The sequence below is a fragment of the Lachnospiraceae bacterium genome (assembly GCA_022794035.1).
GTDB lineage: Bacteria > Bacillota > Clostridia > Lachnospirales > Bianqueaceae > CALWPV01.
Genome location: JAAWDX010000005.1, coordinates 16,034 through 29,131 on the forward strand (window position 1 = coordinate 16,034; position 13,098 = coordinate 29,131).

At 49.1% G+C, this 13,098-nt stretch carries 14 protein-coding genes and 1 pseudogene; 12 read left to right on the forward strand and 3 right to left on the reverse strand.

Going from position 1 to position 13,098, the window contains the following annotated elements; translation table 11 throughout:
* Positions 1-324: 324 nt before the first annotated feature.
* The 8 genes from HFE64_04775 to HFE64_04810 all read left to right on the forward strand — a co-directional run bounded on the left by HFE64_04775 (position 325) and on the right by HFE64_04810 (position 7,622).
* A complete protein-coding gene (locus HFE64_04775) occupies positions 325-1,416 on the forward strand; it encodes a hypothetical protein (protein MCI8632778.1) in 1,092 nt (363 codons plus the stop codon).
* Between the two features lie 127 nt (positions 1,417-1,543).
* Positions 1,544-2,791, forward strand: coding sequence for a cytosine permease (gene codB, locus HFE64_04780; GenBank protein ID MCI8632779.1), 1,248 nt, complete (start codon positions 1,544-1,546; stop codon positions 2,789-2,791).
* Between the two features lie 72 nt (positions 2,792-2,863).
* Positions 2,864-3,586: a YebC/PmpR family DNA-binding transcriptional regulator gene (locus tag HFE64_04785; protein ID MCI8632780.1), complete on the forward strand. Its 723-nt coding sequence runs from the start codon at positions 2,864-2,866 to the stop codon at positions 3,584-3,586.
* A 139-nt stretch (positions 3,587-3,725) separates the two neighbouring features.
* The gene (locus tag HFE64_04790; GenBank protein ID MCI8632781.1) at positions 3,726-4,712 is read left to right on the forward strand and encodes an ATP-binding cassette domain-containing protein; all 987 of its coding nucleotides are present in this window, start codon (positions 3,726-3,728) and stop codon (positions 4,710-4,712) included.
* The gene (locus HFE64_04795; protein MCI8632782.1) at positions 4,709-5,515 is read left to right on the forward strand and encodes a hypothetical protein; all 807 of its coding nucleotides are present in this window, start codon (positions 4,709-4,711) and stop codon (positions 5,513-5,515) included. The genes HFE64_04790 and HFE64_04795 overlap by 4 nt, the downstream gene beginning before the upstream one ends.
* A gap of 21 nt (positions 5,516-5,536) precedes the next feature.
* Positions 5,537-6,331 (forward strand): hypothetical protein, encoded by a 795-nt coding sequence (locus HFE64_04800; protein MCI8632783.1) that lies wholly within the window; start codon positions 5,537-5,539, stop codon positions 6,329-6,331.
* A 5-nt stretch (positions 6,332-6,336) separates the two neighbouring features.
* Positions 6,337-6,732, forward strand: a complete 396-nt coding sequence (locus tag HFE64_04805; protein ID MCI8632784.1) for a hypothetical protein — start codon at positions 6,337-6,339, stop codon at positions 6,730-6,732.
* Entirely contained in the window at positions 6,729-7,622 is an 894-nt protein-coding gene (locus tag HFE64_04810) for a hypothetical protein (GenBank protein ID MCI8632785.1), read from the forward strand. Before HFE64_04805 ends, HFE64_04810 begins: the two co-directional genes overlap by 4 nt.
* 67 nt (positions 7,623-7,689) lie before the next feature.
* Here HFE64_04810 and HFE64_04815 read toward each other — a convergent pair whose 3' ends face one another.
* Entirely contained in the window at positions 7,690-8,496 is an 807-nt protein-coding gene (locus HFE64_04815) for a hypothetical protein (GenBank protein MCI8632786.1), read from the reverse strand.
* 163 nt (positions 8,497-8,659) lie between these two features.
* Between HFE64_04815 and HFE64_04820 the strand changes: the two genes are divergently transcribed.
* The 4 genes and pseudogenes from HFE64_04820 to HFE64_04835 all read left to right on the forward strand — a co-directional run bounded on the left by HFE64_04820 (position 8,660) and on the right by HFE64_04835 (position 12,452).
* Entirely contained in the window at positions 8,660-10,735 is a 2,076-nt protein-coding gene (locus HFE64_04820) for an ATP-binding domain-containing protein (GenBank protein ID MCI8632787.1), read from the forward strand.
* A 154-nt stretch (positions 10,736-10,889) separates the two neighbouring features.
* The gene (locus HFE64_04825; protein ID MCI8632788.1) at positions 10,890-11,165 is read left to right on the forward strand and encodes an AbrB/MazE/SpoVT family DNA-binding domain-containing protein; all 276 of its coding nucleotides are present in this window, start codon (positions 10,890-10,892) and stop codon (positions 11,163-11,165) included.
* A pseudogene (locus tag HFE64_04830) lies at positions 11,162-11,567 on the forward strand (putative toxin-antitoxin system toxin component, PIN family). Before HFE64_04825 ends, HFE64_04830 begins: the two are co-directional and overlap by 4 nt.
* Positions 11,568-11,741: 174 nt before the next feature.
* Complete coding sequence (locus tag HFE64_04835) at positions 11,742-12,452, forward strand: hypothetical protein (GenBank protein ID MCI8632789.1); 711 nt, start codon at positions 11,742-11,744, stop codon at positions 12,450-12,452.
* On the opposite strand, the gene HFE64_04840 is transcribed toward HFE64_04835, so the two are convergent.
* Together HFE64_04840 and HFE64_04845 are read right to left on the reverse strand one after the other, a co-directional pair.
* Positions 12,430-12,651: a helix-turn-helix transcriptional regulator gene (locus HFE64_04840; protein ID MCI8632790.1), complete on the reverse strand. Its 222-nt coding sequence runs from the start codon at positions 12,649-12,651 to the stop codon at positions 12,430-12,432. The genes HFE64_04835 and HFE64_04840 overlap by 23 nt on opposite strands.
* Positions 12,652-12,769: 118 nt before the next feature.
* A complete protein-coding gene (locus HFE64_04845) occupies positions 12,770-13,060 on the reverse strand; it encodes a DUF4491 family protein (protein MCI8632791.1) in 291 nt (96 codons plus the stop codon).
* Between the last annotated feature and the right edge of the window lie 38 nt (positions 13,061-13,098).

The following is a 13,098-nucleotide window of genomic DNA, read 5'->3' on the forward strand; positions in this document are numbered from 1 at the left end:
CTTAACGGAGATTTTCTCTGTTAAATTTGCGGGCAAAGCCCTGATATAACGTGCAAAAATGAAAAAAGGTACGTTAAATGCCATGGCAGAAAGAAATGGCAACGTGGACACGGTATTCCAAAAGTCAGTCAACTTTCCTATTGACAATTTTCGACCTTCGTTATATGATTGTAAAAACCATTTGAGGTGGAGAAAATGTTTCGAGGAAAACAGCGTAAGCATATTGCATGGATGGATAAAAAACGAACGTGAACATATAGGATAGCCATCCCTTCCGGAAGGAAGGAGTGGCTATCTTTTTGTGTGTAAGAAAGGGAGGAGACAATGTTTGAACTGCTAAACAATACAGTACTTGAGCCGGAATTTTCTGATCAGGGAGTGGATTGCTACCGGTTAAGCGGAAAGCAAATGCTGAATCAGTATTATATCGTTTCGGAGGAGGGAACGCGCAAGCTTTTGAATCAGCCGGAGGTTGTGGGCTATGAGGTATATCAATGTCTCTTAAATGCGACAACGCGGATGATGCAGCACTTTCATGAAAAGGGGATGGTGAGTTCAGCCAATATCCTTTCTATTTTGAGAGGCGCGCTGAACTATCCGATGGAAGAAAGCTGCTATCGCAGCGGTATCTGCGTGCATGATATCAGCTTCCTTTCTAGCGAAAGGGTATTTGAGGAGGATGAGATCGCCGGACTCGAAATTAAATACAGCAAGCTGGCGGCGGTGCCGGACAGCACGCTCCTGATCGGAGATATCATTGCAACGGGCGATACGCTTGTGCACTGTCTGCATTATGTGATGGACTATTATAAAAAACATCATGTGAGCCTGCGCAACATCATTGCCTTTACAATTGGGGGCAACACAGGCATCGAGATTATGGAGAAGCTTACGAAGGAGATTCGAAAGTTCTGGCCGGAGTTTGAAGGCTTTATCTGTGTTTATTATGAAGGCATTTTTAATACATATAAAGACAAGGGAGTTTCCGGCATCAACCTGCCGTATGTGGATTTCTACTGGAAGGATGGCGTTGTAGCACCGGCGTATCGCCGTCAGACGCTGCAGACAAGAAATACGCTTTTTGAAAAATGCATCATTTATGACGGAGGCGCCAGGCGGTATGAGATACAGGATCATATTCATGAGGTGCTAGAATACTGGGAGGGTATTTTAGCGCGTGCAGATCAGATTGATCTGAAGGCACTGACCGATGAAAAGCTGGGATATCAGACGCCGATTGATTTTGCAGAGTGGAAGCGGCTGAATCATTATGAAAAGCTGGCTGATGCAGAGCTGAAAGCGCTTTATCAGCAGGAACAGGCCTATTTAACAGGGCTGACAGGAGTAAGCGTACGAGAGATCGCTGAGCAGCGCATTGCGGAGTTTACAGCAGCGCTTAAGCAATATATTCTATAATTAAAAGAGGGGATAGATTGAAAAATAAGCTTGATAGCTTATTTTCAATCGGCTATTTGTGCCGGAGCGTCACAAATAAGCTGGGATGGCATACCCCGTCGCATACGCTTCGGAATGGAGGAATAAGATGAAGAACAACAAGCAAACAGTCGATGTAGATTATGCAGCATCCGCCGTGCCGCAGAGCGGACGCAGAAGCCTGATCACTATGTTTATGATCATGCTGGGTTTTACCTTTTTCTCAGCCAGCATGTGGGTTGGCCAAGAGCTGGCGGAAGGGCTCGATTTCGGCGGCTTTGTCGGAGCACTGATTGTCGGCGGCATTATCCTGGGCGTATATACCGGGCTGCTGGGCTATGTAGGCGCCAAAACGGGATTAAGCATGGACCTGCTTGCACAGCGTTCATTCGGTACAAAGGGTTCCTATTTATCCTCTGCGATGATCAGCTTTACGCAGATCGGCTGGTTTGGTGTGGGCATTGCCATGTTTGCCATCCCGATTGCTAATCAGCTGCTGGGCGGTAGCGTGGCGGCTGAGTGGATTCTGGTCATTGTGGCAGGCGTATGCATGACGGCCTCGGCCTATTTTGGCATTAAATCACTGACCATCATCAGCTATGTGGCGGTGCCACTGGTAGCGATTCTGGGCACAGTTGCCATGGTGATGGCAATTCAAAAGGGAGAAGGCACCATCATCGATCAATTTGCCGCCTCCAGCGGCTCGCTGAGCGTAATTGGCGGCGCCGGCCTGGTGGTGGGATCGTTTGTCTCAGGCGGTACGGCTACGCCGAACTTTTCGCGGTTTGCCAAATCGGGCAAAGCGGGGCTGGTCACGACGGTGGTTGCATTCTTTATTGGCAATTCGCTGATGTTCTGCTTTGGCGCGGTGTCCTCGATCTTTGTGGGCGGCAATGATATTTTTGACGTGATGATCCGGCTGAATCTTTTCTATCTGGCAGTGCTGGTGCTGGGGCTGAACATCTGGACGACCAATGATAATGCGCTGTATTCGGCGGGCCTTGGCCTGGCCAATATCTTCCATCAGAAGAAGAAGCCGATGGTGCTAATCTCTGGCATTATCGGTACGACTGCTTCGGTGTGGCTGTACTGGAATTTCTGTTCCTGGCTGAATGTGCTGAACTGCACGCTGCCGCCGGTGGGTATCATTCTGGTGCTGGGATATTTTATGCATAAGGATGAGTATGCAGAGGGCGCACAAAACACGAAAGTGGTGGATTGGTTTGCTGTGGCCGGCGTTGTTTTGGGCGCGGTGGTGGCCAATGTGGTAAGCTGGGGCATTGCCTCGCTGAACGGTATGGCGATTGCGGCCATTTGCTATGTCGCCGGCCAGCTGATCATGAAAAAGAAGGCATAAAACCGTTGCATGAAGCGGCATTTAGTGATAAAATATTGCGGTATTGATATTGATAAAAGGGGTTGTTAAGTTATGTCCGGACATTCAAAATTTGCAAATATTAAGCATAAAAAAGAAAAGACCGATGCGCAGCGCGGCAAGATTTTTACCAAGCTGGGGCGCGAGCTGATGGTGGCCATCAAGGAAGGCGGCCCGGATCCCGAGAATAACAGTAAACTGCGGGATGTGATTGCTAAGTGCAAAAGCAACAACATGCCTAACGATACGATTCAGCGCAGTATCAAAAAGGCCTCCGGCGAGGACAGCAGTATTGTGTATGAATCCATTACCTATGAGGGCTATGGTCCCGGCGGTGTGGCCGTGATTGTGGAGTGCCTGACGGAAAATAAGAACCGCACAGCGGCAAATGTGAGGCATGCGTTCTCTAAGAACGGTGGCAATCTGGGCACGACCGGATGCGTGTCGTTCATGTTTGACCAGAAAGGCCAGATCATTGTAGAGCTGCCGGAGGGCATGGACGAGGAAGAGCTGATGATGACGGCGCTGGATGCCGGCGCAGAGGATTTTGAAGCCGAGGACGGCACCTGTGAGATCATCACGGATCCGGCCAGCTTTTCAGAGGTGTATGCGGCGCTGGAGGCGGCCGGCATCGAGATTGCCAGCGGCGAGGTGACGATGCTGCCGCAGACAATGGCAGAGAGCGATGATCCTGCTGTTGCCGAGAGCATGGAGAAGCTGATCGACATGCTGGAGGACGACGATGATGTGCAGAACGTATGGCACAACTGGGAATAATCAGATAGTCAGCAGAGGATCTTTCCGGGGCTTCGGAAAGGTCCTTTTTGTATTGAAGGATAATATTATCTAAAAGTACTTGATTCACGGGCAAAGACAATGCTATCCTAATAGAAAATGAAAGGCATGGAGGGTCCAGATGATTGTTGCACGGGAGTTGACAAAGGTATATAAAATTGCGCAGCCGCAGGAAGGGCGGTTTGGCATGCTGCGCAGCCTGATAAAGCCGCAGTACACAGAAAAGCGCGCAGTGGATGGGATCGACTTTACGATAGAGGACGGCGAGATCGTGGGATACATCGGACAGAACGGCGCGGGAAAATCGACGACTATTAAAATGCTTTCCGGTATTTTAGTGCCAACGAGCGGACAGGTAGAGGTAAGTGGTCTGGTGCCTCACAAAGACCGCAAGCAGCATCTGCGCAATATTGGCGTGGTGTTTGGCCAGAAAACCTCGCTGTGGTGGGATGTGCCAGTGATCGACAGCCTGCGTATTCTGAAAGAAATGTATCAGATAGAGGACCGGCAGTTCAAGCATAATTTGGAGCTTTTTACAGATCTGCTGGAGCTGGGAAGCTTTATTCAGCAGCCGGTGAGGCAGCTTAGCCTAGGGCAGCGGGTCAGGGCCGATTTGGCAGCTGCGCTGCTGCATAATCCGAAGACGCTTTTTCTCGACGAGCCGACCATTGGCGTCGATGTGATTGCGAAGGAGAGGCTGAGAGAGTTCATTCAGGAGGTGAACCATACCCAGGGCGTGACGGTGCTTTTAACGACGCATGATGTGGTGGATATGGAAAAGCTGGTCAAGCGTGTGATTGTGATCCATACGGGGCAGATCATTTATGACGGAGATTTGCAGGGACTGCGCCAGCGATACGGCCAGGAGCGGCGCATGGAGGTTCAGTTTGGCGGGCAGTGCCCGCAGATTGAGCTGCCGGATGTAAAGACAGAGAGGATATCGGACACCCGGCTTGCAGTTACATTTAACCAGCAGCAGCTGAGCGTGAATGAGGTGCTTGCTTATATGCGGCAGACGGAGCAGACGGTAGAGGACATAGTGATACAAAATGCGGATATCGAACAGATTGTGCGGGATATTTATCGGGAGGGCGGCGGTAAAAAATGAGATGCTTCTTGGCCTTTTTGAAAATGGAGCGGCGCTCCAACGGGTTGTATCGCGCAGAATTTCTTTTAAAGCTGCTCTATAGCATGATCGCGATGTACGGCGTGCGGAGCCTGTGGGTGATTTTATATGCACAGGATCCGGCACTGGTGGGGCGGCCGCTGCCGTCGATGATTACGTATGCGATGCTGGCGGTGGCGCTGGATGTGATTTTTTATCCTTCTGCACTTGCCAGTGCGCCGCAGAATTATATTGCGCAGCAGGTGCGGACGGGCCGGATTGATACAGACCTTTTAAAGCCCATGAACCTGCAGCGGCAGCTTTTGCAGCGAAATGCTAGTGCAGCCGTTTTCGGCGCATTGTGGCTGGTACTGCCGGCGGGCCTGTTAGCAGTACTTTTTTTAGGCATGCAGCTGCCGGCATCCTTTTTAAGCAGCGGATTGTTTTTGGTCAGCGGCGTGCTGAGCTATGTGATCCTGTTCTCTCTTAATTTTCTGCTGGGAATGCTATGTTTTGTTACTACGAATATCCAGCAGATCAACATGGCGTATAGCGGGATGATTACGATTTTATCGGGAAAGCTGATTCCAAACTGGTTATATCCGGGATGGATGCAGCAGCTGATCAAAATGCTGCCGTTTCGCTGCATTTTTGAGACGCCGTTAAATATTTATACAGGCGCATATGAGGGCGCTCAGCTTGTTAATGAGCTTTTAGTGCAGGGGATATGGGCCTGCGCGCTGCTGCTGTTGGGGCAGGCGGCATGGGTAAAGCTGCACAGGCATTTAACAGTGCAGGGCGGATGAATCGGAGAGGAGGGGATGCATTTGAGACGGAATATCCATATGTATTTTTCGTTGCTTAAAATGACCATGCGCGGCATTTTACAGTACCGGGTAGATTTTTTGATGAGTCTGGTGAGTGTTGTCGTACTGAATGGAGCCAATATTGTGCAGCTTTCCGTGATTTCATGGAGATTTCACAGGCTGGGGAGCTGGGAGATTGGCGATCTTTTGGTGCTGTATGGGATTTATATGATTTCGTGGAGCATTTTTTCGGTTTTTTTCCGGAAGCTTTTGCGGATTGGCGATGAAATTCTTTCCGGAAGCTTTGATGTGTATTTGCTAAGGCCTGTGAGCCCCTTCCTGCAGCTTGTCGGCGGCGATATCAACTATACAGGGCTGTGCGATACGCTTATGGGAATTGCGCTGCTGGTGACAGGCTTATCGATGTCACAGGTCGTATGGGGAGCGGCGCAGATCCTCTGGTTTCTGATTTTTGTGGTTTCAGGCGGAGTGATCGTAGTGTGTATTCGGTTTATGATCGCCTGCGTAAGCTTTTGGACGCTGAAGGCGGGTGCACTAAACTCAGTTTTTACTCAGATTTATCTGCTTACACAAAAATATCCAATTACGATCTTTGGCACGATATTTAAGGTGCTGGTAACGGGAATCGTGCCGATCGCGTTTTTAAATTTTTACCCCACGGTTTTTCTGATGGGAAAGCCAGATGCTCCCGCGTGGCTTTGTATGCTGTCGCCGGTAGTTGCGCTGCTGCTGAGCGGCATAGCCGCCTGTATGTGGCACCGGGGACTGCGCCGCTACAATAGCAGCGGAGGGTAAGCCAGATGCATGTGATTGTATGCTTAGATGAGCAAAATGGAATGCTGTTTAACGGGAGACGGCAAAGCCGGGACAGAGCTGTGACAGAGGATATAATCAAAATGGCAGGAGGCGCGCTTTGGGCAGCTGAATATGCAAAAGAGCTGTTTGCAGAGGGAGCCGCGCATTTTGATGAGCAGATGCTGGAAAAGGCAGGGGCAGAGGCGTATTGCTTTGTGGAAAAGCAGGCTCTGAGGTCCTATGAGGACAGGATCAGTTCCGTCACGGTGTACCGCTGGCATCGGCGCTACCCGGCAGATCAAAGGCTCGATATTGCACTGGAAGATTGGAGACTGGAGAGTCAGACGGAGCTTGCGGGGTTCTCGCATGAGAGGATCAGCAAAGAGGTGTATCGAAGATGAGATGGAGTAGAAAAAGGCTGTTGATCGGCAGCTTAGCGCTTGGATTTGTGCTTGGTCTTATGGGCTGCATGCAGGCGCCAGCACCAGCAGAGCCGCAGCCGCAGAGCCTGGAGAGGGCCGCGGAGCGGCAAATCCCGGACTATACCGGAGAGCCCTATGTCGTGCTTGCGGAGAACGAGCCGGATTTTTCAGATGAGGAAAAAGTCACGGAGTCCTTTGAAGAGTATGGGGAGCTGGATGCTCTTGCGCGCTGCCGCGCGGCGTATGCTTGCCTGGGAAAGGATCTGATGCCGACGGAGCCGAGAGGGGAGATTGGCTCGGTGAGGCCAAGCGGCTGGCATACGGTGAAATATGATCATGTGGATGGAAAGTATTTGTATAATCGCTGTCATTTGATTGGGTTTCAGCTGGCGGGAGAGAATGCGAATGAGCGCAATCTGATTACGGGGACGCGGTATATGAATACAGAGGGGATGCTGCCGTTTGAGAATATGGTGGCGGATTATATTAAGGAGACGGAAAATCATGTGCTGTACCGGGTAACGCCGGTTTTTGAGGGGGATAACCTGCTGGCCGGCGGCGTGCAGATGGAGGCGTATTCGGTGGAGGATGAGGGCGCGGGCATCTGTTTTAACGTGTATGTGTATAACGTGCAGCCGGGCGTGGAGCTGGACTATGCGACGGGAGAGAGCCGACTGGCGGAGGAAGGGGCTCCGCTGAGTTTGGCAGAAGAGGGGACATACATACTGAACCGCAGTACGAGAAAATTTCATTTGCCGTCATGCGCGTCGGCGCTGGATATAGCGGAGACAAACCGTGAGGAGTACGAGGGCCCGCGCGAGGTGCTGCTAAGGGAGGGGTATGAGCCGTGTAAGCGGTGTAAGCCATAGGGTAATGCATATAAAAAAGGTGCGGCCTCGTATGTGAGGCTGCACCTTTTGAGATTGATGAAAGAAGTTATGCAAAGAAATCCTTGAGCGGCGGCTCATTGCTTGCCGGGACATAAGTAAGCGGATCGTATGCATAGTACCGCGGCAGGACAGAGATCTTTTGTTCAGGGTCAGGGTTTCGGTAATAATGCCACCGTATGCCGTAGAAATGGAATAAATCAGGAGAAATCTTCCAGTACCTACGGGCGCAGTAGGCAAGCATAAAAGCGACCATCTCATCGGATGACTGGAGATCGCGGTAGCCATAGTTTTTGAATAGAAAGGAAGGGCCGCCGCCATTTGTATAGCCTTCGGAATCGGAGTCCTTTTCGTAGCTGATGCCCCAGCGGCAGATGGCGGGATTGATGCAGGAGGGGAATTTCTCATGCTTTTCAATCTCGTTCATCAGTGGCAGTGCATAAAATTTCTTGGCCAAAGGAATAAAGCTGTTGAACCAGGTATGCATCTCATGGACACGCGTCATCAGAGCAGATTTTTTCAGCGTTTCGTAATCGGGTATAGAGATATATACAGATACATATTTGGACCAGTATCGGATCTGATAGGTAAAGCCATTTTTTTGGCAATATGCTTTGAGCTGGTCCTCTTCTACGGTTGTCTTGTTTAAAAGAAGGAATCCTGAATGCTGAACGTCATAGGTACAGGAAAGTGAAATATAAGGAAAAGAAGATGCTGACAGCGACGTGTCGAAGGCATCCGCACGGTAGTGTACTTTATAATTGATCTTGGGACTTCCGTCCATCCACCACAAAATAAAAACATCCTCGAGTTCGTGGATCATGCCGCGAAATCCGGGATATGTATTGCCGGTCATTCCTACCGCCTCCTTATTTGCGATTTTTGGGACTAAGTCCATCTACTATCTTATCAAAAAAGTAAATAAAAGTCTACTCTTTTTTTTTATTTTTGATACAATAATGAAAAAGGCTGCGGCTGGCCTGTTTCACGCGTTGCAAAGGTAAGCGAAAGGAGAAAGAATGAAACCGATTGAAAGAGACGAGCACAAGCACTTACAAGAAAGTTTGGCCATTATTCAGAGCAATATTGAGCGCTACCAGAAAAGGACGGAGGAGGTAAAAAGAGAGACCGAGGAGCTAAACGACAAGATCACACCCCGGGACAGGGAGCTGAACAGCCAGATGTTTATTCAGCTTTCGATTAGCAGCGCCATTTTGGAGCATGTGGAAAATTCGCTTAGAAAAAATAAAGCGGCTGCCGATAAGCCCTATTTTGGGCGGATTGATTATCAGGAAACAAAGAGCGGGCTTGAGGAGAGCCTGTATATTGGTAAAAACGGGATTCAGACGGCGGAGGATGATATCGTAGTCGTGGACTGGCGCGCGCCGGTGGCCACCGTATATTATGAAAATGAAAAGGGGCTGGGAGCCTATCAGGTGCCGGAAGCTGCGCAGGTTGAGATTGATCTGGCCTTAAAAAGGACCTTTGATATTGAGGGCGGACAGCTAAACGGATATTATGACAGCGATATTGCCTCTAACGATCAGCTTTTGGTTAAATATCTGGCTAAGAATAAGGATGTGGTGCTGGGCGATATCATTGCGACGATTCAAAAGGAACAGAATCAGATTATCCGCGATACGCCGTTTAAGAGCATGATTGTACAGGGCGTAGCCGGGAGCGGCAAGACAACGGTTGCGATGCACCGTATTTCTCATATTTTGTATAACTATGAAAAAAGGTATGCGCCGGAGGATTTCTGCATTATTGGCAGCAATGATATGCTGCTGTCATACATTACCAGCGGACTGCCAGAGCTGGACGTCCGCAATGTGAAGCAGCGCCGGATGGATGAATTTCTGCGGGATCAGCTATACGAGGACTGGAAGAAAAAATACAGGCTCATTCCGGCTCTGCCGGAGCACTCTTGGAAATGCCGCATGCACTATGTGCTGGTGCTGGACCAATATCTGCGGCAGGTGTGGCATAAGCTTCTGAAGCCGCGCAGTGTGCGCGATCCGGAGCTGGGGGAGATTTTGAGCCGTGAGCAGATGTATGAGCTGCTGCACTACCGGCGCGACTGGTCGCTGCAGCGCGTAGAGGTGCTGCTGAATGAGACAATTCAGCGTCGGATTCGTTTTTTGACGGATTATACGACCGATGATGATGAATATCAGTATTGGCGCGCGCTGCGCAAGAAAAAGCTGAAGGAGTATAAGCAGTATTTTAAGCCGACTAAGGAATGGTTTGGCGTGCTGGAGACCTATCAGCGCTTTGTGGGGCTGTATGCGCAGAAGCAGGGGATCGATGCCTCGGCGGTGCTGGCCAATCTGGAGAGGGGGCGGCTGGATGTGTATGATTTGGCAGCGCTGACTGTGGTGCGGCGCTGGATCAGCGAGGATATGCTGCCCAACACGTTTGGACAGATCATTGTGGATGAGGCGCAGGATTTTGGCGAGATGATATATTATGTACTTAAGCGCCTGCAGCCGGGCTGCTATTTTACGATCATGGGGGATGTTTCGCAGAACATTCATTATGAAATGGGCATGAATGAGTGGGAGGCGCTGCGAGAATATGTTTTCAATGAAAAGGCTGACAGCTTTCAGATTTTGGCCAAAAGCTACCGAAATACGATCGAGATATCGGAATATGCGGGGCGCGTGCTCGAAAAGGCTTCGGCTGGCGCCTATAAAATCGATCCAGTGATCCGCCACGGAAGTCCGGTAGCCACATATCAGCTGAAAGAAGAGGAATTATTGCCGCAGGCGGCAAAATTGATCGAGGAGATCCGCAGCCGGGGATATCGTACAATTGCGGTTGTATGCCGGCTGCAGGAGGAGGCGGATGCGCTGCATAAGGCGCTGGCTAAAAGTATTGGCGATGAGGGGGAGGGCTTTCAGCAGGGGCTGATGGTCCTGCCGATAGAGCTGACGAAGGGTCTGGAGTTTGATGCGGTTATTTTGTGGAAGCCTGACGAGGCACATTATGGCAATACGCCGAAGGAGGCTAAGCTCCTTTATGTTGCGATCACGCGGGCGCTGCATGAGCTGCATCTGCTGAGCAGCGAGCCATTTACGAGTCTGTTAGAATAAGAGGGTAATAAAAGGAGAGCGGCCTTCTCTGGGTTTGAGAGGGCCGCTCCGGAGGTAAATTGTCAGGAATTTCATTTGATTTTTTTTGACGGTCGCATATAATATAAGCAAGTAGGGAAATTCCTACTTGCTTATATTTTAGGAGGTGAAAGACATGTTAGCAAACACTTTTGTTGATAATGCAAAGGTTATGGCCAAAGGGCAGGTTACAATCCCAAAAGATGTCCGCGAAGTACTTGGTGTGGCAAGCGGAGACCGGATTTCTTTTATTGTGGAGGGTAGCAATGTTCGCATTGTTAATTCGGCTGTTTATGCCATGCAGATGCTCCAGAGAGAAATGGCAGGTGAAGCAGAGCGGGCGGGTCTTGCATCTGACGAGGATATTATGGCGCTTGTAAAAGAATCGAGGAATGAGGATGAAGACGCGTGAGAGTGCTGATTGATACGAATGTCCTTATATCTGCGGCGCTCCGTGCAAATAGTGTCCCATATCAGGCCTATGTGAAAGTAGCCTCTTACCCTAACCATGGGTTGATCTGTGAGCAGAATGTAGATGAAATGAAACGGATATTCAATAAAAAATTTCCTAAAACGTCTGGCAGCATTAGATAAATTTCTTTCAATGGCTTTACTGACGCTGGAATTAGTATCCATACCAACAGATGAAAATATGTCGGAATTACAGGTTAGGGATGCAGATGATCGCCCTATTTTAAGAGCAGCCATTGCGGCAAGGGCAGAGATTCTGCTGACCGGGGATAAAGATTTTTTGGAATCAGGCTTGAAGAATCCAAGGATTATGACACCAGCTGAATTTCTCAATATGAGTTAAAATAGCTTTGTATTGTAAAGGACCGGAAATTGTAATAGTTTCCGGTCCTTTATTTATCTACCGTAATCGATAAGCACTAAAATGCTCCCTTCGTTATTTAGATACAAATACTTTAGGATTTGTTTACTGGATTTTTCGGAAGAAGAGAGGTATAATAATCATCAGTTAGTGTAAATGAAACTAAATGTGAAAAACAAGAAAGAGGAATGGGAATTGAAAAACACAGAAACATTGGCAGACAAGTGGAATGAGATGGAATGTGAAGCGAATGATGCGATTGCCCTATATGACATGGGGTATCGCGATGATCAGCGGGTAATCCTGCAAAAGATATGGAATACCTTTAAAAGAGAGTTTGAAGTTTATGAGAAGCGGCAGGTGATCGGGGATTCCTATCAGCAAACGATGGATATGATGCTTAACCGGTTATATCTGGACATAGATGACCGGGGAAATCAGCAGGAGCTATGGGACTTTTGCTGGGAGGTGTGCCGAATTTTCAGCCCGAATGAGCTGTGGCTGGAGGATTATGTAGGCTGTATTGGGATGTTAATGGAGAAAAAGGGCTGGCATACGGATTGCGACGAGTGGTTCAGCCGGTATCATGCCTTGGAACCGGAGCAGCCGGTTTATATGGCGCGATGGGCCATGTGCCTCTTTCACCGCGGCAATGCAGAGAAAGCCGGCAGCCTGCTGGATGAAATTCTGGACCAAGATCCCGATTGTGACGCTGTTTATCTCAATTTCTATTTTATTGCATGGAAATTATATGAGATGATGGGCGAAGCATCCAAAGCACAAATTTGTAAGCAAAAAATCATTGATCTGGATGAGTATATGCTAGAGGATGCGGATGTGATCTTTAGTGACGGACATCTCCTGTAACAAGGTAGTCAATGGTAACATTAAAAAAGGCAGCCAGCGCTTTTAGCATGGAGCAGTCCGGATTGCGCATATCCTGTTCGTAGGACGCATATGTGGTGCGGGCAATATGCAGCTCATCAGCGACCTGCTGCTGCGTTAGTTTGCGGTCGTGACGGAGCTTTGCCAGCCTTCCGCCCAAAGTATTTTTTAGGGGTTTCATAGGGGAACCCTCTCTTTCCTGTATAATTTTAACGGAACGTTTCAATCATTTTAGCATAAAACAAAGTAAAAGACAGGAAATGACACAAAACGAGTAAAATAAAAATATTGTGATTTTTTTAGCGGCGGCGGTGGCAGCGATCGGAAGCGCAGCGGGGTGGCTTACGGCAGGCGGGCCTTTGCTTTAGCTTAAAGGCACCATACAAAAGGGTGAGGGCAGCGCTGCATAGTAGAGCGGAAATCCAGGCATAGCAGATCAAAACAGAGATGAAAAAGAGCACAATGCCTGCGCACAGGAGGAGCGGCCAAATGCGGTTGGAAAAAAGAGATTCGGCCCGGCTGACAAAAGGCTCGCATACAATCACTACAGAAAAACAGATTACACTGAAAAAAATCCCCTGAAAATACATTTCATCCTCCATTTCGAAGCGTTTTAACGCTGAGGCCG

Bases quoted from the DNA above. Each gene is read 5' to 3' on its own strand.
- HFE64_04845 (MCI8632791.1), bottom strand. From the start codon at position 13,060: ATGTATTTTCAGGGGATTTTTTTCAGTGTAATCTGTTTTTCTGTAGTG.
- HFE64_04785 (MCI8632780.1), top strand. From the start codon at position 2,864: ATGTCCGGACATTCAAAATTTGCAAATATTAAGCATAAAAAAGAAAAG.
- HFE64_04805 (MCI8632784.1), top strand. From the start codon at position 6,337: ATGCATGTGATTGTATGCTTAGATGAGCAAAATGGAATGCTGTTTAAC.
- HFE64_04840 (MCI8632790.1), bottom strand. From the start codon at position 12,651: ATGAAACCCCTAAAAAATACTTTGGGCGGAAGGCTGGCAAAGCTCCGT.
- HFE64_04775 (MCI8632778.1), top strand. From the start codon at position 325: ATGTTTGAACTGCTAAACAATACAGTACTTGAGCCGGAATTTTCTGAT.
- HFE64_04835 (MCI8632789.1), top strand. From the start codon at position 11,742: ATGAAACTAAATGTGAAAAACAAGAAAGAGGAATGGGAATTGAAAAAC.
- HFE64_04825 (MCI8632788.1), top strand. From the start codon at position 10,890: ATGTTAGCAAACACTTTTGTTGATAATGCAAAGGTTATGGCCAAAGGG.
- HFE64_04795 (MCI8632782.1), top strand. From the start codon at position 4,709: ATGAGATGCTTCTTGGCCTTTTTGAAAATGGAGCGGCGCTCCAACGGG.
- HFE64_04790 (MCI8632781.1), top strand. From the start codon at position 3,726: ATGATTGTTGCACGGGAGTTGACAAAGGTATATAAAATTGCGCAGCCG.
- HFE64_04815 (MCI8632786.1), bottom strand. From the start codon at position 8,496: ATGACCGGCAATACATATCCCGGATTTCGCGGCATGATCCACGAACTC.
- HFE64_04810 (MCI8632785.1), top strand. From the start codon at position 6,729: ATGAGATGGAGTAGAAAAAGGCTGTTGATCGGCAGCTTAGCGCTTGGA.
- codB (MCI8632779.1), top strand. From the start codon at position 1,544: ATGAAGAACAACAAGCAAACAGTCGATGTAGATTATGCAGCATCCGCC.
- HFE64_04820 (MCI8632787.1), top strand. From the start codon at position 8,660: ATGAAACCGATTGAAAGAGACGAGCACAAGCACTTACAAGAAAGTTTG.